Origin of the sequence: Sphaerisporangium album, from assembly GCF_003323745.1 — a bacterium.
GTDB classification, from domain to species: Bacteria; Actinomycetota; Actinomycetes; order Streptosporangiales; family Streptosporangiaceae; genus Sphaerisporangium; species Sphaerisporangium album.
On sequence record NZ_QOIL01000011.1, the window covers coordinates 39260 to 53666 of the forward strand.

A 14407-nucleotide genomic window follows, 5' to 3' on the forward strand; every position below is an offset into this window, starting at 1 on the left:
ACGACCGGCCCCGCGCGTGCGCGGTGACCGGGCGGTGACCGGGAGATAGGGAGAGGAAAGAGATATGCCGGATCCGATCGAGGTGCGCAAGGTCGCCATCGAGAGCGTCACCGACGCCTCCGGGCTCGAGAAGCTCATCGACGACGGCGTGATCGAGGCCGACCGCGTGCTCGCCGTGATCGGCAAGACCGAGGGCAACGGCGGCGTCAACGACTACACCCGCATCCTGGCCGACCGCGCCTTCCGCGAGGTGCTGATCGCCAAGGGGACGCGGACGCCCGAGGAGGTCGCGCAGGTGCCGCTGGTGTGGTCGGGAGGGACCGACGGCGTGCTCAGCCCGCACGCCACGATCTTCGCCTCGGTCGACCCCGCCACCGTCGAGCCGTCCGAGGAGCCGCGCGTCTCGGTCGGCGTCGCGATGAGCGACGTCATCCTCCCCGAGGACATCGGCCGCCCCGCGATGGTCGAGAAGGTCGCCGCCGGCGTGCGGGAGGCCATGAAGATCGCGGGGATCGAGGACCCGGCCGACGTCCACTACGTGCAGACCAAGACGCCGCTGCTCACCCTCGCCACGATCACCGACGCGAGGTCGCGCGGGCAGGAGGTCGTCATCGAGGACACCGGCCCCTCCATGGACATCTCCAACTCCACGACCGCCCTTGGCATCGCCGTCGCGCTCGGCGAGATCGAGATGCCGAGCGCCGAGCAGATCCACCGCGACCTCTCCCTGTACTCCAGCGTCGCCTCCTGCTCCTCGGGCGTCGAACTGGACCGCGCGCAGATCGTCGTGGTCGGCAACGTGCGCGGCATCGGCGGCCGGTACCGCATCGGGCACAGCGTGATGAAGGACGCCCTGGACGCCGACGGCATCTGGGAGGCGATCCGCGCCAGCGGCATAGACCTGCCCGGTCGTCCCCACCCGAGCGACCTCGGCGGCCGCCTCGTCAACGTGTTCATGAAGTGCGAGGCCGACCCGAGCGGGCGGGTGCGCGGGCGCAGGAACATCATGCTCGACGACTCCGACGTCCACTGGCACCGCCAGATCAAGGCCACGGTCGGCGGCGTCGCCGCCTGCGTCACCGGCGACCCGGCCGTCTTCGTCTCGGTGGCCGCCGTCCACCAGGGCCCTTCGGGCGGCGGTCCGGTGGCCGCCATCGCCGACCTGGGCTGACCCGCCCGTCCGGTGGGAGCGCGGCCCTGCGGGTCTCGTGGCGTCGGGCCGGCGCGGTGGCGGGTAGGCTCGCGGGTCGTGCCGAGCATTCCGCAGCCGCTGGTTCCCGGCGACGACGGTGGCGCCGATCCGTCGGTGGCCGCCGCGCTGGCCGCGTTCGCGTCCGGGACGGGGGGTGCCGCCGAGGTGGCGTCCGCCCTGAGTACCGCGCGCCTGCTCGTGCCCGTGGTGGCGCTGCTGACCGAGTCCGAGCTCGGAGAGAACGGGCTCCGGCGGGAGAAGGAAAGCGAGATGGCGCTGCCGGTCCTGGTGGGCGCCGACGGCAGGAAGGCGGTGCCGGCGTTCACGGGGGCCGAGTCGCTGCGGCTGTGGCGCGCCGACGCGCGGCCGATCCAGGCCCTCACTCCTCAGGTCTGCCGGGCCGCGCTGGGCGAGGACGCCGCCGCCGTGATGATCGACGTGGCCGGTCCGGTGCCGTTCGCGATCGAGGGAGGGGTGCTGCGCGCCCTGGCCTCCATCGGTGAGACCTCCGCCGACCGTGACGGTGTCCAGGCGCTCCTGCGAGGACTCGCCCCGCACGCCGACGTGACCGTCGCCCGCGTCGCCCCTGCCAAGCGCGGGCTGTTCCGCCGCCTGCGCGGAGACCGCGGCTGACCGTCGCCCGCGTCCCTCCCGCCGACCGCGGGTCGTTCCGGCGTCCGCGCGGAGACTGCGGCCGAGCCTCGCCGGGCGATGACGGCGGCTAGGGTCGGCTCGTGAGCTTCATCGTCGCCGGGGCCGCCCTCATGGGCTTCCTCGCCGGGCCCTACATCCGCGCCCTGGCGCACGGCTTCGGCCCCTCCGAGCTCACCGCCCCGGCCGCCGCCCGGCCGGGCCCGGACGAGGCAACGGCTCGTGAGGCGATGCGGCGGGCACACCGGGAGGAAGCGCGGCACGCCTTCCGCGCTCTGGTGCGCGCCGTTCCGAGGCCCGTGTGGCCGCCCGTCGCCGAGGCAGGGGCCGCCGTCGCGTGCGGGGTGGTGGCCTGGAGGTTCGCGGGGTCGTGGGAGCTGGCCGCCTGGCTGTACGCGGCGCTCGCGGGCTGTGCGCTCGCGATGATCGACTGGCGTACGCGACGGCTGCCGGACGCGATCACGCTGCCCTCCTATCCCATCCTCGCGATCCTGCTCGTCCCGACCGGGCACCTGGGGGGCGGGCTGCTCGGCGGCCTCGCGCTGGCCGGGGCGTACGCGATCATGTGGTTCGTCCGTCCCGACGCGCTCGGGTTCGGGGACGTGAAGCTGGCCGGGCTCGTCGGCATGCTCCTCGGCGCGCTCGGCCTGGACGCCTGGCTCGTCGGCGCGCTCGCGGGCCAGTTCCTCGGCGCCCTGTACGCCGTCACCCTGCTCCTCGCCCGCCGCGCGACCGCCAAGACCCAGTTCCCCCTGGGCCCGTTCATCCTCCTCGGAACCCTCGCCCCCATCCTCACCTGAACGAAAGCCATCGGTACCGCCCCCGAAAAGGCGCCGGATTCGCCGTCGTCCCTCCTCACCGCTTCGGCGCCGTCCGGGGTGGCGTGTCCGTGCGGGAAGGAGGGTCCGAGGGCGTCCAGGTACGTGGCGTGCGGGTACGTGCTGCCGCGGGGCGTCGCCGGGAGGTGGGTGAGGGCAGTGGGCCGTGCATGGAAGACTTGTCATCATGTTGCGCTGGTTGACCGCAGGCGAGTCCCATGGCCCCGAGCTCGTCGCCATCCTCGAAGGGTTGCCCGCCGGCGTCGCCGTGACGACCGCCGATGTCCAGGACGCTCTGGCGAGGCGCCGGCTGGGGTACGGCCGGGGCGCGCGCATGAAGTTCGAGCAGGACGAGGTGACCATCGTCGGTGGCGTCCGCCACGGCCGCACGCTGGGCAGCCCGGTGGCGATCCGCGTGGGCAACACCGAGTGGCCCAAGTGGGAGACGGTGATGGCGGCCGACCCGGTCGACCCCGAGTTGCTCGCCGCGCAGGCGCGCAACGCCCCGCTGTCGCGCCCCCGCCCCGGCCACGCCGACCTGTCCGGCATGCAGAAGTACGGTTTCGACGACGCCCGCCCGGTCCTCGACCGCGCCAGCGCCCGTGAGACCGCGGCCCGCGTCGCGCTCGGCCAGGTCGCGCGGAACTTCCTCAAGCAGGCGCTCGGCGTCGACATCGTCAGCCACGTGATCGCCGTCGGCGCGGCCGAGGCGCCTCCCGGGGTGATCCCGGGCCCCGGCGACCTCGCGGTGATCGACGAGAACCCCGTGCGCTGCCTGGACGCCGAGGCCGCGGCCGCCATGATCGAAGAGATCGACACGGCCAAGAGGGAGGGCGACACGCTGGGCGGTGTCGTGGAGGTCGTGGCGTACGGCCTGCCGCCGGGCATGGGCAGCTACGTCCACTGGGACCGGCGCCTGGACGCGCGCCTCGCGGCGGCGCTCATGGGCATCCAGGCGATCAAGGGCGTCGGCGTGGGGGACGGGTTCGAGACCGCGCGCCGCCGGGGCTCGCAGGCCCACGACGAGATCGAGAACACCCCCGAGGGCGTCCGGCGCGTCACCAACCGCGCGGGCGGAGTCGAGGGCGGCATGACCAACGGCGAGCCGCTGCGGGTGCGCGCCGCCATGAAGCCGATCTCCACGGTGCCCCGCGCCCTGTCCACGGTCGACGTGCTGACCGGCGAGCCCGCGAAGGCGATCAACCAGAGGTCGGATGTGTGCGCCGTTCCGGCCGCCGGTATCGTCGCTGAGGCGATGGTCGCGCTGGTGCTCGCCGACGCGGCCGTCGAGAAGTTCGGCGGCGACTCCGTGGAGGAGGTTGCCCGCAACGTGTCCGGCTACCTCTCGTCTATGGTGATCAAGTGACGTCTCCTGCACCCGGCGATGAACGCGCGACGCCCAGGGCGGTGCTGATCGGCCCGCCGGGGTCGGGCAAGTCGACCGTCGGCACCCTGCTGGCCCAGCGGCTCGGCACGTCGTTCCGCGACACCGACGCCGACGTCGAGGCCGTGGCGGGCAAGCCGGTCTCCGACATCTTCGTGGACGACGGCGAGGAGCGCTTCCGCGAGCTGGAGGCCGAGGCCGTGCGCCGGGCGCTGGACGAGCACGCCGGGGTGCTGTCGCTCGGCGGCGGCGCGATCCTCAGCGAGGCCACGCAGAGCCTGCTCGCCGGGCACCCGGTGGTCTACCTGCAGGTCGGCCTGGCGGACGCCGTGCAGCGCGTGGGCCTCGCCTCGGCGCGCCCGCTGCTGGTGCTGAACCCGCGCAGCCGCCTCAAGCAGCTCATGGACGAGCGCCGTCCCATCTACGAGCGGCTGGCGTCCCTGATCGTGGCGACCGACGGGCGCACTCCCGAGGACATCACCGACGAGATCGTCAAGGGGCTCACGGCGTGACCAGCACCCGCATCACCGTCAAGGGCGAGCGTCCGTACGACGTGGTCGTCGGCACCGGCGTGCTCGCCGAGCTGCCCGGCCTGTTCGGCGAGGGCGTGCGCACGGTGGCGGTGGTCCATCCCGCCGGCCTGCCGGAGATCGCCCGCCCGGTCTGCGGGGTCCTGCGGTCCGCCGGGTACACCGTGGTCGAGCTGCCCGTCCCGGACGGCGAGCACGCCAAGTCCGTGGAGGTCGCGGCCGAGCTGTGGTCGGCGTTCGGCCGCTACGGCGTCACCCGGTCGGACGCCGTGGTGGGCGTCGGCGGGGGCGCCACGACCGATCTCGCCGGGTTCGCCGCGGCCACCTGGCTGCGCGGGGTCGAGGTCGTCCAGATGCCGACCACGCTGCTCGGCATGGTGGACGCCGCGGTGGGCGGCAAGACCGGCATCAACACCGCCGAGGGCAAGAACCTGGTCGGCGCCTTCCACCCGCCCGCCGGGGTCCTGTGCGACCTCGCGACCCTGGTCTCCGTCCCGCGTGACGACTACGTGGCCGGGCTCGCCGAGATCATCAAGGGCGGCTTCATCGCCGACCCGACGATCCTGCTCCTGGTCGAGGACGACCCCGAGGGCGCCCGGCTGCCCGAGGGCCGCCACACGCGCGCCCTGATCGAGCGCAAGATCCAGATCAAGGCCGACGTGGTCGGGGCCGATCTGCGTGAGTCGGGCCTGCGTGAGATCCTCAACTACGGGCACACGCTCGCGCACGCGATCGAGCGGGTCGAGAGCTACCACATCCGGCACGGCGAGGCCGTGTCCATCGGCATGGTGTACGCCGCCGAGCTGTCCCGGCTGGCCGGGCACGCCGGGGTGGACCTGGTCGAGCGCACCCGCTCGATCCTGACGTCGGTGGGCCTGCCGACCGCCTACCGCCGCGAGGCATGGCCCGAGCTGCGCGACCACATGCGGGTCGACAAGAAGAACCGCGGCGCCAAGCGGCGGTTCGTGATCCTTGACGACGTCGCGAAGGTCACCCGGCTGGAGGACCCGCCGGAGGAGCTTCTGGAGGCGGCCTACCACGAGGTCGCCCGGTGAGCGGTGCGATGAGGACGGTGCGATGAGGACGGTTCGATGAGGACAGTGTTCGTGTTCAACGGCCCCAACCTGTCGCGGCTGGGCACGCGCGAGCCGGACGTGTACGGCGCGGAGACGTTCGAGGACCTCCAGGCGCTGTGCCGGCGGACGGGCAGGGAGCTCGGCCTGTCGGTGGACGTCCGGCAGACCGACGACGAGGCCGAGCTGGTCGGGTGGATCCACGAGGCCGCCGACGGCGCGGTCCCCGTGGTGCTGAACCCGGCCGCCTTCACCCACTACTCGTACGCGCTGCGCGACGCTATCGCCCAGCGCACGGCCCCGCTGATCGAGGTGCACATCTCGAACCCCGCCGCACGCGAGGAGTTCCGCCACACCTCGGTGGTCGCGGCCGTGGCGTCGGGGACGATCGCCGGGTTCGGCCTGCGCTCGTACGAGCTCGCGCTGCGCGCCATCGCCGAGGAGGCCGCGTGACGTACAGGTCCTACGTCGCGATCGGCGACAGCTTCACCGAGGGCCTCAACGACCCGGGCCACGACGGGCACTTCCGCGGCTGGGCCGACCGGGTGGCCGAGCGGCTGGCCGCGCTGGAGCCCGGTTTCCGGTACGCCAACCTCGCCGTGCGCGGCAAGCTGCTGGACCAGATCGTCGAGCGGCAGGTGCCGGCCGCCGTCGAGCTGAAGCCGGACCTGGTCAGCCTCTGCGCCGGCGGCAACGACCTGCTACGGCCCGGCGGCGACCCCGACCGCATGGCCAAGACGTTCGCGCGCGCCGTGCGCGACCTGCGTGCCACGGGCGCCGAGGTCGTGCTGTTCACCGGGGTCGACCCGCGCGACACGCCGCTGATGCGCCACGTCCGCGGCCGCTGCGCCACCTTCTACCTGCACGTCCGGTCCATCGCCGACCTGTACGGCTGCCGGGTGGTCGACCAGTGGTCGATGCAGTCCCTGCGCGACTGGCGGGCCTGGAGCGAGGACCGCCTGCACATGAACGCCGAGGGGCACCGCCTGGTGGCCGCGAAGGTGTGCGAGGTGCTCGGCGTTCCCTCCGAGGACGACTGGCGCCACACCTGGCCGCCGCGCGAGCGCGTCGACCGCAGGGTGAAGCTGCGCGAGGACCGTCTCTGGCTGCGCGAGCACCTGCTGCCCTGGGTCGGCCGCCGCCTGCGCGGCACGTCCTCGGGCGACGCGGTGGACCCCAAGCGTCCTTCCCTCGGCCCGTATCTCACCATGGCCGACGCCGACTCCCCCTTTGGGGACGCGCGCACCCCCTGAGCGTTACGGCGCGCCACCGCCCTGTACCTCAGGGCGCGCACGCCCTGAGCCTCACGAGGCGGTCGAGGTGAGGCGGCGCAGGGCCGCGCGTACCTTCTGGGGGTCGCTGGTGGTCCAGAACGGCGGCAGCGAGTCGCGCAGGAAGCCTCCGTAGCGCGCGGTCGCGAGGCGCGGGTCCAGGACGGCCACCACGCCCTTGTCGTTCTGGCTGCGCAGCAGGCGCCCGGCCCCCTGGGCGAGCAGCAGCGCCGCGTGGGTCGCGGCGACCGCCATGAAGCCGTTGCCTCCCCTGGCCGCGATGTGCCGCTGCCGGGCCGAGGCCAGCGGGTCGTCCGGCCGGGGGAACGGCACCCGGTCGATGATCACCAGACTCAGGGACGGGCCCGGCACGTCGACGCCCTGCCACAGCGACAGCGTGCCGAACAGGCACGTGGCGGGATCCTCGGCGAACTGCTTGACCAGCAAGGACGTCGAGTCGTCGCCCTGGCACAGCATCGGCGTGCCGAGGCGGTCGCGCAGCGCCTCGGTGGCGGCCTTGGCGGCGCGCATGGAGGAGAACAGACCGAGCGTGCGGCCGCCCGCCGCCTCGATGAGCTCGGCGATCTCGTCCAGGTACTCCTTGGGCAGCCCGTCGCGCCCCGGCTGGGGCAGGTGCTTGGCGATGTAGAGGATGCCGCTGCGCGCGTGGTCGAAGGGCGAGCCGACGTCCAGGCCGATCCACGGCTTGCGCTTCTGCCCGGAGTCGGGCTTCTGCTGGGTGTCGGGCTTCTGCTCGGTCTCGGCGGGGGCGGCCTGCTCGGCGCGGGCGGGGCCGAGCCCCCACTGGCGGGCCATGCCGTCGAACGTGCCGCCGAGGGCGAGCGTGGCGCTGGTGAGGATCACGGTGCGGTCGGCGAAGAGCTTGTCGCGCAGCATGCCGCCGACGCTCAGCGGCGCGACCCTCAGCACCGGGGGACGGCGGTCGGTCGCCCCGTCGAGCCACACGACCTCGGCCCGGTCGACCTCGGAGTCGCCGCCGAACGCCTCCAGGATGCGGACGGCGGTGTCGTGCACCTCGTCCAGGGCGGTGAAGGCGGCCTTGCGCTGCCCGGCCTTCTCGGGGTCGTCGTTCTTGCCGCCGCCCCACATGTCGCCGCCGCGCGGGCCCATCGCGGTGATACACGCCCACGCGGCGTCCCGCACGAGCGACAGTGTCATGCCGAGCACCTGGGGGATCTGGTCGATGCGGCCGGGCGGCGCGGCGGCGAGCAACGCCTTCAGGTCCTCCCCGGCCTCCTGGAGGCGGTCGGCGACGGCCTGCTCGATGAGCCGGCCGACCCGGCGCACGGCGGTGGAGACGGAGATCTCGGACAGCTCGTCGGTGACCACGCTCGTGACGCGGTCGACGAGCTCGTGGGCCTCGTCCACGATGACGACGTCGTGTTCGGGGAGGACGGCGAACTCCTCCATCGCGTCGATCGCGAGCAGCGCGTGGTTGGTGACGACGACGTCGACCTTGCCCGCCCGCTCACGGGCGCGCTCGGCGAAGCACTCGGCGCCGCTCGGGCAGCGCTGCGCGCCTAGGCACTCGCGGGCGCTGACGGAGAACTGCCGCCACGCCTGCTCGTTGACACCCGGCACCAGCTCGTCGCGGTCGCCGGTCTCGGTCTCCTCGGCCCAGTCCTGGATGCGCTGGACCATGCGGCCGGTGGCGCTGACCTCGCGCGGGTCGAAGAGCTGCTCGTCCTCGTCCTCCGGCCACGCGGCGGTGACCTTGTACCGACACAGATAGTTTCGCCTTCCCTTGAGGATGGCGAACTGTGGCTCGTGGGGTAGGTAATCGGCCAGGGCCTCCGAAAGGCGAGGCAGATCGCGGTCGACGAGCTGACGCTGGAGGGCGATGGTGGCGGTGGACACGACCACGGCGCTGTCGGACTCGATCGCGTGGCGGATCGCGGGGACGAGGTACGCCAGCGACTTGCCGGTGCCCGTGCCGGCCTGGACGGCGACGTGCTCGTCGTTCTCGATGGCGTGCCGGACGGCCTGCGCCATCTTCACCTGGCCGGGACGCTCGGCGCCTCCGACCCCCTCGACGGCCGCGCCGAGCAACTGCTCGACGGACGGAAGCTCTTCCTCTTCTTCGTCTTCCTCTGGCTCGTCCTCGAAGGCGTCCTCGTCCGCGTCGCCGGGAAGGTCGCCGGAGAGTTCCTCGTGGTCGTCCAGGGCGTCGTACGCCGGGCCGGTCGCGTCCACGGTGCCGGAGGTGCCTGAGATGTGAGAGGTATCCGAGGTGTCCATGGGGTTGAGGGAGTCGTCGAGCACGACACGCAACGCTACCCGCCCCGGAGGGGTCGCCGTGCCTGGAGCGGTCCCGCGACTCGCGGTGCGTTCCGGGTGCATCTCGGCATTCCGGAAGCCGGACGGCTCTGCGCGTGGCAGACTTGCCGCACCGGTTCTGGGGGGTCAATGACGATCTACCATACGCCTGCCCGTGCCGAGGGCGCATGTGTCCGGAGTGGTCCATGGGGTCTGGCATGACGCTGGCGTTATGGGTTCGGTAGGGTTTCCTGAGGTTGAGTGGACGAATAAAGGCTGGTTAAAGCAACATGTCTGCCATGTCGGAAGTTGTCCCACTGCCATCGTTCGGTGAGGTGTTCTTCGACGCCCGGGGCCAGGAGCGAGTCCTCCGGGTCACCTGGCACGACGGCACGCTCGTTCTCAGCCTGTGGCGGGGCGAGATGTGCACCGCCAGTTTCCGCATGCCGATGGAGGACGTCGGGCGTCTCCTCGACACCCTTGACGAGGGGTACGCCGACGCGGGCGGCGAGTACGCCGAGGGCCACGAAGGCGAGCACGGGCACCAGGACGACGGGGACGAGGGCGAGTACGCCGACGAGGGCGAGTACGGCGAGTACCGGGAGTATCCGGGCACCGGGCAGTACGCCCGCCCGGCCGGCGCGCCGGACGACGGCGAGTACACCCAGGCCATGTCCTATGACGACGCCTACCAGGACTCCTACGGCGACTCCTACCAGGAGCCCTACGCCGACGACCAGGGCGACTACGGGCACGATCCCGCGTACGCGCAGGGGAGGGTCCCGCAGGACCCGGAGGCCCCGGTCCCCGCGCGCGGGCCGAAGGACGTCCTCGTGGCGCGCGGCGCGGCGCCCGCCCCCGACAAGCTGGTCGCCTCCGGCGGCCGTCCCGCCGAGGCGCCCCAGGGTGAGCGCCCCGCGCCGCCGGTCGACTTCCGCGACCGGGCCGCCCACCACGTGCCGCCGCAGGCCCTGCCGTCGCCGGCCGAGTTCCCCGGGGGCGTGCCCATGCCGAGCACCGGCGCGCAGGCCGTCCCGCCGGGCGCGGGCGACTACGGCGTCCCGTCCGGGTACGGCGAGCCCTCCGCCCGCCGTGCGCCCGCCGAGGCGCCGGGCCGCCGCGCCCAGCCCGAGTACGTCCCGCCCGCCTCCGAGTACGGGGCGCCGTCTCCGGAGTACGCGGCGGCCTCCCCGGAGTACGGTGCGCCCGCCGCCGGGTACGAGCCGTCCGCCGACTACGGCCCGCCCGACTACGGCCGGGGGGCCGCCGCGCCCCAGCCCGAGTACGGCGCGCGACCGGGATACGCCGATCCCGCCACCCCCGCCGAGTACGGATCGCCGCAGTACCGCGGCGCCCCCGAGCCCGGCGGCCCGGCGCAGTACGGCGCCCGTCCGGAGTACGCGGGCTCTGCCCAGTACGGCGCCCAGTACCCCGATGCTCAGTACCCCGATGCTCAGTACCCCGAGCCGGGAGGCTCGCCCGACGCGGGCGTCAACCCCGACTTCACACCGCCGACCGGCTACAGCTTCTCCGCCGAGCAGCTCACGCCCGACCCGGCCGCCCCGCGCGGCGAGGAGCGGCGGCCCCCGCGCGGCGAGTACGGCCCCGGGGGCGAGTACGCGACCCGGGAGGAGTACTCCCCGGCGGGCTACGGCACGACGGGAGACTTCCAGCCGGGCGGCTACGGCCGCGGCGGCGAGCCGGGCGACCCGTACCCGGGTGGCGGCTACGGCACGCCCCCCCTCGACTACTCCGGCCGTCCCGGCTACCCCGACTCGACGGAGTACCCGCCTCCTGGCGAGTACGGCGGGGCGCGGTACGGTGCCGATCCGGGGGACGTCGTGCCGAGGGAGAACCTCATCGTGAACGACTCCCTGCCCTACGGCTCGCCGCCCGCCGGGCACGCGGACCCGGGTTACCAGCCGGGCGCGGACCCCTCCGCATACGGCTGGGGGACTCCACGGCAGGGACAGGGGTCCGTCGACCCGGCGGACCCGCTCGGGCTCGGCGCGATCGGCCAGCGACCCATGGACCACACGGATCCGCAGCTCTCGCGGCCGTACGTCCCCGACGCGATGAACAGCACGGGGGAGCGGGCGCGCCCGGAGGCGGGCCGTCCCCGGCCGGACGAGGGCGGGCGCCCGTACTCCGAGGAGAAGGGCCGCGAGTGGTGAGCGGCGCCGGCGGGCGCGCCCGCCGCGGCCGGTGAGGGGCGCGCGTCCCTCACCGGTGGGCTCCCGGCGGGTGGCGCGCGGCCGTCCGGGGCGTACGAGGCCGTCGCCCGGGTGACCAGCTGTCCCGCACCTGATTCCCACATATCCTTCGGATCATGGATGTAACGACGGTCCTCCAGCTCGTGCTGCTCCCGGCGTGTGCGGTGGCGGTCGCGGGCTTCGCCCGTTGGCGGGGCTGGTCGGTGCCCCTGCTGCTCGTGCTCGCCGGGCTGGTGATCGGGCTGATCGCGGCGCGGGTCCCCGGCATGCCCGAGTACGAGCTCGACCCCGAGATCGTGCTCTTCGTCTTCCTGCCGCCGTTGCTCTACTCGGCCGCTCTGGACAGCTCCTACCTGCGCCTGCGCGACGTGCGCCGCCCGGTCGCGCTGTTGTCGGTCGGGCTCGTGCTGTTCAGCGCGGCGGTGATCGGCCTGCTGACGTACGCCATGGTGCCGGGCCTGCCCCTGGCGGCGGCCTTCGCGCTGGGCGCGATCGTGGCGCCGCCGGACGCGGTGGCGGCGGTCGCGGTGGCCCGCAGGCTGGGCCTGCCGCGCAAGATCATCACCATCCTGGTGGGCGAGAGCCTGTTCAACGACGCCACCGCGCTGACGGCCTTCCGCGTCGCGGTGGCCGCGGCCGGAGGGCTGGGCGTCGTCACCGGCGGCGTGGGCGTGACCCTGCTCAGCGCGGCGGGCCAGCTCCTGTACGCGGCCGGGGCGGGGCTGGCCATCGGTCTGGTGCTGGCGCTCGCCTTCGGCTGGCTGATGAACCAGGTGCGCGACCCGCTGATCACGAACGCCGTCTCGCTGCTGATCCCCTTCGCCTCCTATCTCGCGGCCGAGGCCGTGCACGCGTCGGGGGTGCTGTCCGTCGTGGTGGTGGGGGTCTACCTCGGCCACCGGATGAACCGCACGACGTACGGCACCCGGGTGGTGTCGTACTCGGTGTGGAAGGTGCTCGACTTCCTGCTGGAGATCGTGGTCTTCCTGCTCATCGGCCTGCAGCTCCCGCTGATCCTGCAGGGGCTCGCCGGGCAGGACCCGTGGCGGGTCGCCGGGTACGCGGCGGTCGTGTTCGCCGCGGCGATCGTCGCCCGCGTCGTCTGGGTGTTCGCCGGCACCCACCTGCCGCGCGTGCTCTCCAGCAAGATCCGCGAGCGGGAGGAACGGCCGCCCGCCTCGCACATCATGGTGATCGGCTGGGCCGGGATGCGGGGCGTGGTGTCGCTGGCGGCCGCGTTCACGCTGGCGGCCGACTTCCCCGGCCGCGACCTGATCCTTTTCCTGACCTTCGTCGTCGTCACCGGCACGCTGCTGGTGCAGGGCCTGTCGTTCCCGTGGCTTATCCGGCGGCTGCGCGTCACCAGCGAGGGCGAAACCTACCGCGACAACCTTTCGGAGGCGGCGGCGCAGCAGGCGGCGGCCGGGGCGGCGCTGGCGCGGCTGGACGAGCTGACGCAGGACGGCGTGCTGGAGACGCACACCGAGGTGGTCGACCGACTGCGCACGCTGGCCGAGCGCCGCGCGATGGGCGCGTGGGAGCGGCTCGGCGGCGGCACCGGCCCTGACGGTGAGGAGACGCCGAGCGCGCTGTACCGCAGGCTGCGGCGGGCCATGCTGGAGGCCGAGCGCTCGGTGCTGGTGCGCATGCGCGACGAGCGGCGCATCGACGACGAGGTGCTGCGCCGGGTGACCCGCGAGCTGGACTACGAAGAGGCGACCCTGGCGCGCGAGTAGCGGTCGTCTGCCATAATCTGCCTGTTTGTGCCTATAAAGCGGCATAAACAGGCAGGAGGCGTGATGACGCAGGACGTGGAAGGCTTCGAAGGAGCGGATCTGCGGATCGGCGTGGCCGGCTTCGGCCTGCGCCGGTCGGTGGCCGTCGAGGCGCACCGGCCGGGGCGCGGCAGCCGGGTCGTCGCCGTCTGCGACACCTCCCCGGCGGCGCTGGAGGCCGCCCGCCGCGAGATCGGCCCCGAGGCCCGCATGACCGGCGAGTTCGCCGAGCTGCTGGGCCCGGACGTCGACGCGGTGCTCATCCTCACGCCCGACCACACCCACGCCGGGCTCGCCGTGCGCTCCCTGGCGGCGGGCAAGGCGACCTTCGTCGAGAAGCCGCTCGCGACCACCCTCGCCGACTGCGAGCTGATCCTGCGCACCGCCCAGGAGCGGCGCGTCCGGCTCTACGTCGGCCACAACATGCGCCACATGCCGGTGGTGCGCGTCATGCGGAGGCTGATCACCGAGGGGGCGATCGGTGAGGTGAAGGCCGTGTGGTGCCGTCACTTCGTCGGCGACGGCGGTGACTACTACTTCAAGGACTGGCACGCCGACCGGCGCAACACCGGCGGGCTGCTGCTGCAGAAGGGCGCCCACGACATCGACGTGATCCACTGGCTGGCGGGGTCGCGGACGACGCGGGTCACCGGCATGGGCGGCCTCACCCTCTACGGAGGCATCGCCGACCGCACGCCGGAGCTGCCGGAGGACTGGTACGACCCCGCGCGCAACTGGCCCCCGCTGGCGCAGAAGGGCCTCAACCCCGTGGTGGACGTCGAGGACCTGTCGATGATGCACATGCGGCTGGAGAACGGCGTGTACGCCAGCTACCAGCAATGCCATTACACCCCGGACTACTGGCGCAACTACACCGTCATCGGCGCCGAGGGCCGCCTGGAAAACTTCGGCGACCTCGGCGCGGGCAGCGTCGTGCGCGTCTGGAACGCGGGCCGCCGCGCCTACGACCCCGAGGGCGACCTGACCGTGCCGGTCGTCACGGGGGAGGGCGGGCACGGCGGGGCCGACCAGGAGCTGGTCGACGAGTTCGTCCGGTTCGCGCGGACGGGCGGCCGCACGGACACCTCCCCGGTGGCGGCCAGGGACAGCGTCGCCGCCGGTCTGCTCGCCACCGAGTCGCTGCGCAACGGCTCGGTGCCGCTGGACGTGCCGCCCTTGCCGGCGGAGCTGGTGGAGTATTTCGGGAACGGCCAGTCCTGAGC

At 73.4% G+C, this 14407-nt stretch carries 12 protein-coding genes; 11 read left to right on the plus strand and 1 reads right to left on the minus strand.

The features are described from left to right. Positions 1-64: 64 nt before the first annotated feature. The 8 genes from bar to DQ384_RS20065 all read left to right on the plus strand — a co-directional run bounded on the left by bar (position 65) and on the right by DQ384_RS20065 (position 6901). On the plus strand, positions 65-1171 hold the full coding sequence (bar, locus tag DQ384_RS20030) for a barbiturase (RefSeq protein WP_114030390.1): 1107 nt from the start codon (positions 65-67) through the stop codon (positions 1169-1171). Between the two features lie 78 nt (positions 1172-1249). Beyond that, the gene (locus DQ384_RS20035) at positions 1250-1825 is read left to right on the plus strand and encodes an SseB family protein (RefSeq protein ID WP_114030391.1); all 576 of its coding nucleotides are present in this window, start codon (positions 1250-1252) and stop codon (positions 1823-1825) included. 101 nt (positions 1826-1926) lie between these two features. Beyond that, on the plus strand, positions 1927-2643 hold the full coding sequence (locus DQ384_RS20040; RefSeq protein ID WP_114030392.1) for a prepilin peptidase: 717 nt from the start codon (positions 1927-1929) through the stop codon (positions 2641-2643). 205 nt (positions 2644-2848) lie between these two features. Next, positions 2849-4027: a chorismate synthase gene (aroC, locus tag DQ384_RS20045; protein ID WP_220183030.1), complete on the plus strand. Its 1179-nt coding sequence runs from the start codon at positions 2849-2851 to the stop codon at positions 4025-4027. Continuing rightward, on the plus strand, positions 4024-4557 hold the full coding sequence (locus DQ384_RS20050; RefSeq protein ID WP_245966628.1) for a shikimate kinase: 534 nt from the start codon (positions 4024-4026) through the stop codon (positions 4555-4557). Before aroC ends, DQ384_RS20050 begins: the two co-directional genes overlap by 4 nt. Continuing rightward, entirely contained in the window at positions 4554-5630 is a 1077-nt protein-coding gene (gene aroB / locus DQ384_RS20055; RefSeq protein ID WP_114030394.1) for a 3-dehydroquinate synthase, read from the plus strand. The genes DQ384_RS20050 and aroB overlap by 4 nt, the downstream gene beginning before the upstream one ends. Positions 5631-5666: 36 nt before the next feature. After that, positions 5667-6101, plus strand: coding sequence for a type II 3-dehydroquinate dehydratase (gene aroQ, locus DQ384_RS20060; protein ID WP_114030395.1), 435 nt, complete (start codon positions 5667-5669; stop codon positions 6099-6101). Continuing rightward, positions 6098-6901 carry an SGNH/GDSL hydrolase family protein gene (locus DQ384_RS20065; protein ID WP_114030396.1) on the plus strand — a complete coding sequence of 268 codons (804 nt, stop codon included), beginning with the start codon at positions 6098-6100 and terminating at the stop codon, positions 6899-6901. The genes aroQ and DQ384_RS20065 overlap by 4 nt, the downstream gene beginning before the upstream one ends. A 51-nt stretch (positions 6902-6952) precedes the next feature. Here DQ384_RS20065 and DQ384_RS20070 read toward each other — a convergent pair whose 3' ends face one another. Then, entirely contained in the window at positions 6953-9202 is a 2250-nt protein-coding gene (locus DQ384_RS20070; protein ID WP_245966629.1) for an ATP-dependent DNA helicase, read from the minus strand. 293 nt (positions 9203-9495) lie between these two features. Here DQ384_RS20070 and DQ384_RS20075 point away from each other — a divergent pair, with 293 nt between their 5' ends. From DQ384_RS20075 to DQ384_RS20085, 3 genes are all read left to right on the plus strand, one after another. Then, complete coding sequence (locus DQ384_RS20075; RefSeq protein WP_147268837.1) at positions 9496-11370, plus strand: hypothetical protein; 1875 nt, start codon at positions 9496-9498, stop codon at positions 11368-11370. Between the two features lie 155 nt (positions 11371-11525). Next, complete coding sequence (locus DQ384_RS20080; RefSeq protein ID WP_114030398.1) at positions 11526-13145, plus strand: Na+/H+ antiporter; 1620 nt, start codon at positions 11526-11528, stop codon at positions 13143-13145. Positions 13146-13208: 63 nt separating this feature from the next. Next, complete coding sequence (locus tag DQ384_RS20085; RefSeq protein ID WP_114030399.1) at positions 13209-14405, plus strand: Gfo/Idh/MocA family protein; 1197 nt, start codon at positions 13209-13211, stop codon at positions 14403-14405. Positions 14406-14407: the final 2 nt, after the last annotated feature.

Excerpts from the sequence above, each read along its gene's own strand:
- bar (WP_114030390.1), top strand. The coding sequence starts at position 65 with ATGCCGGATCCGATCGAGGTGCGCAAGGTCGCCATCGAGAGCGTCACC.
- aroC (WP_220183030.1), top strand. The coding sequence starts at position 2,849 with ATGTTGCGCTGGTTGACCGCAGGCGAGTCCCATGGCCCCGAGCTCGTC.
- aroQ (WP_114030395.1), top strand. The coding sequence starts at position 5,667 with ATGAGGACAGTGTTCGTGTTCAACGGCCCCAACCTGTCGCGGCTGGGC.
- DQ384_RS20075 (WP_147268837.1), top strand. The coding sequence starts at position 9,496 with ATGTCGGAAGTTGTCCCACTGCCATCGTTCGGTGAGGTGTTCTTCGAC.
- DQ384_RS20080 (WP_114030398.1), top strand. The coding sequence starts at position 11,526 with ATGGATGTAACGACGGTCCTCCAGCTCGTGCTGCTCCCGGCGTGTGCG.
- DQ384_RS20085 (WP_114030399.1), top strand. The coding sequence starts at position 13,209 with ATGACGCAGGACGTGGAAGGCTTCGAAGGAGCGGATCTGCGGATCGGC.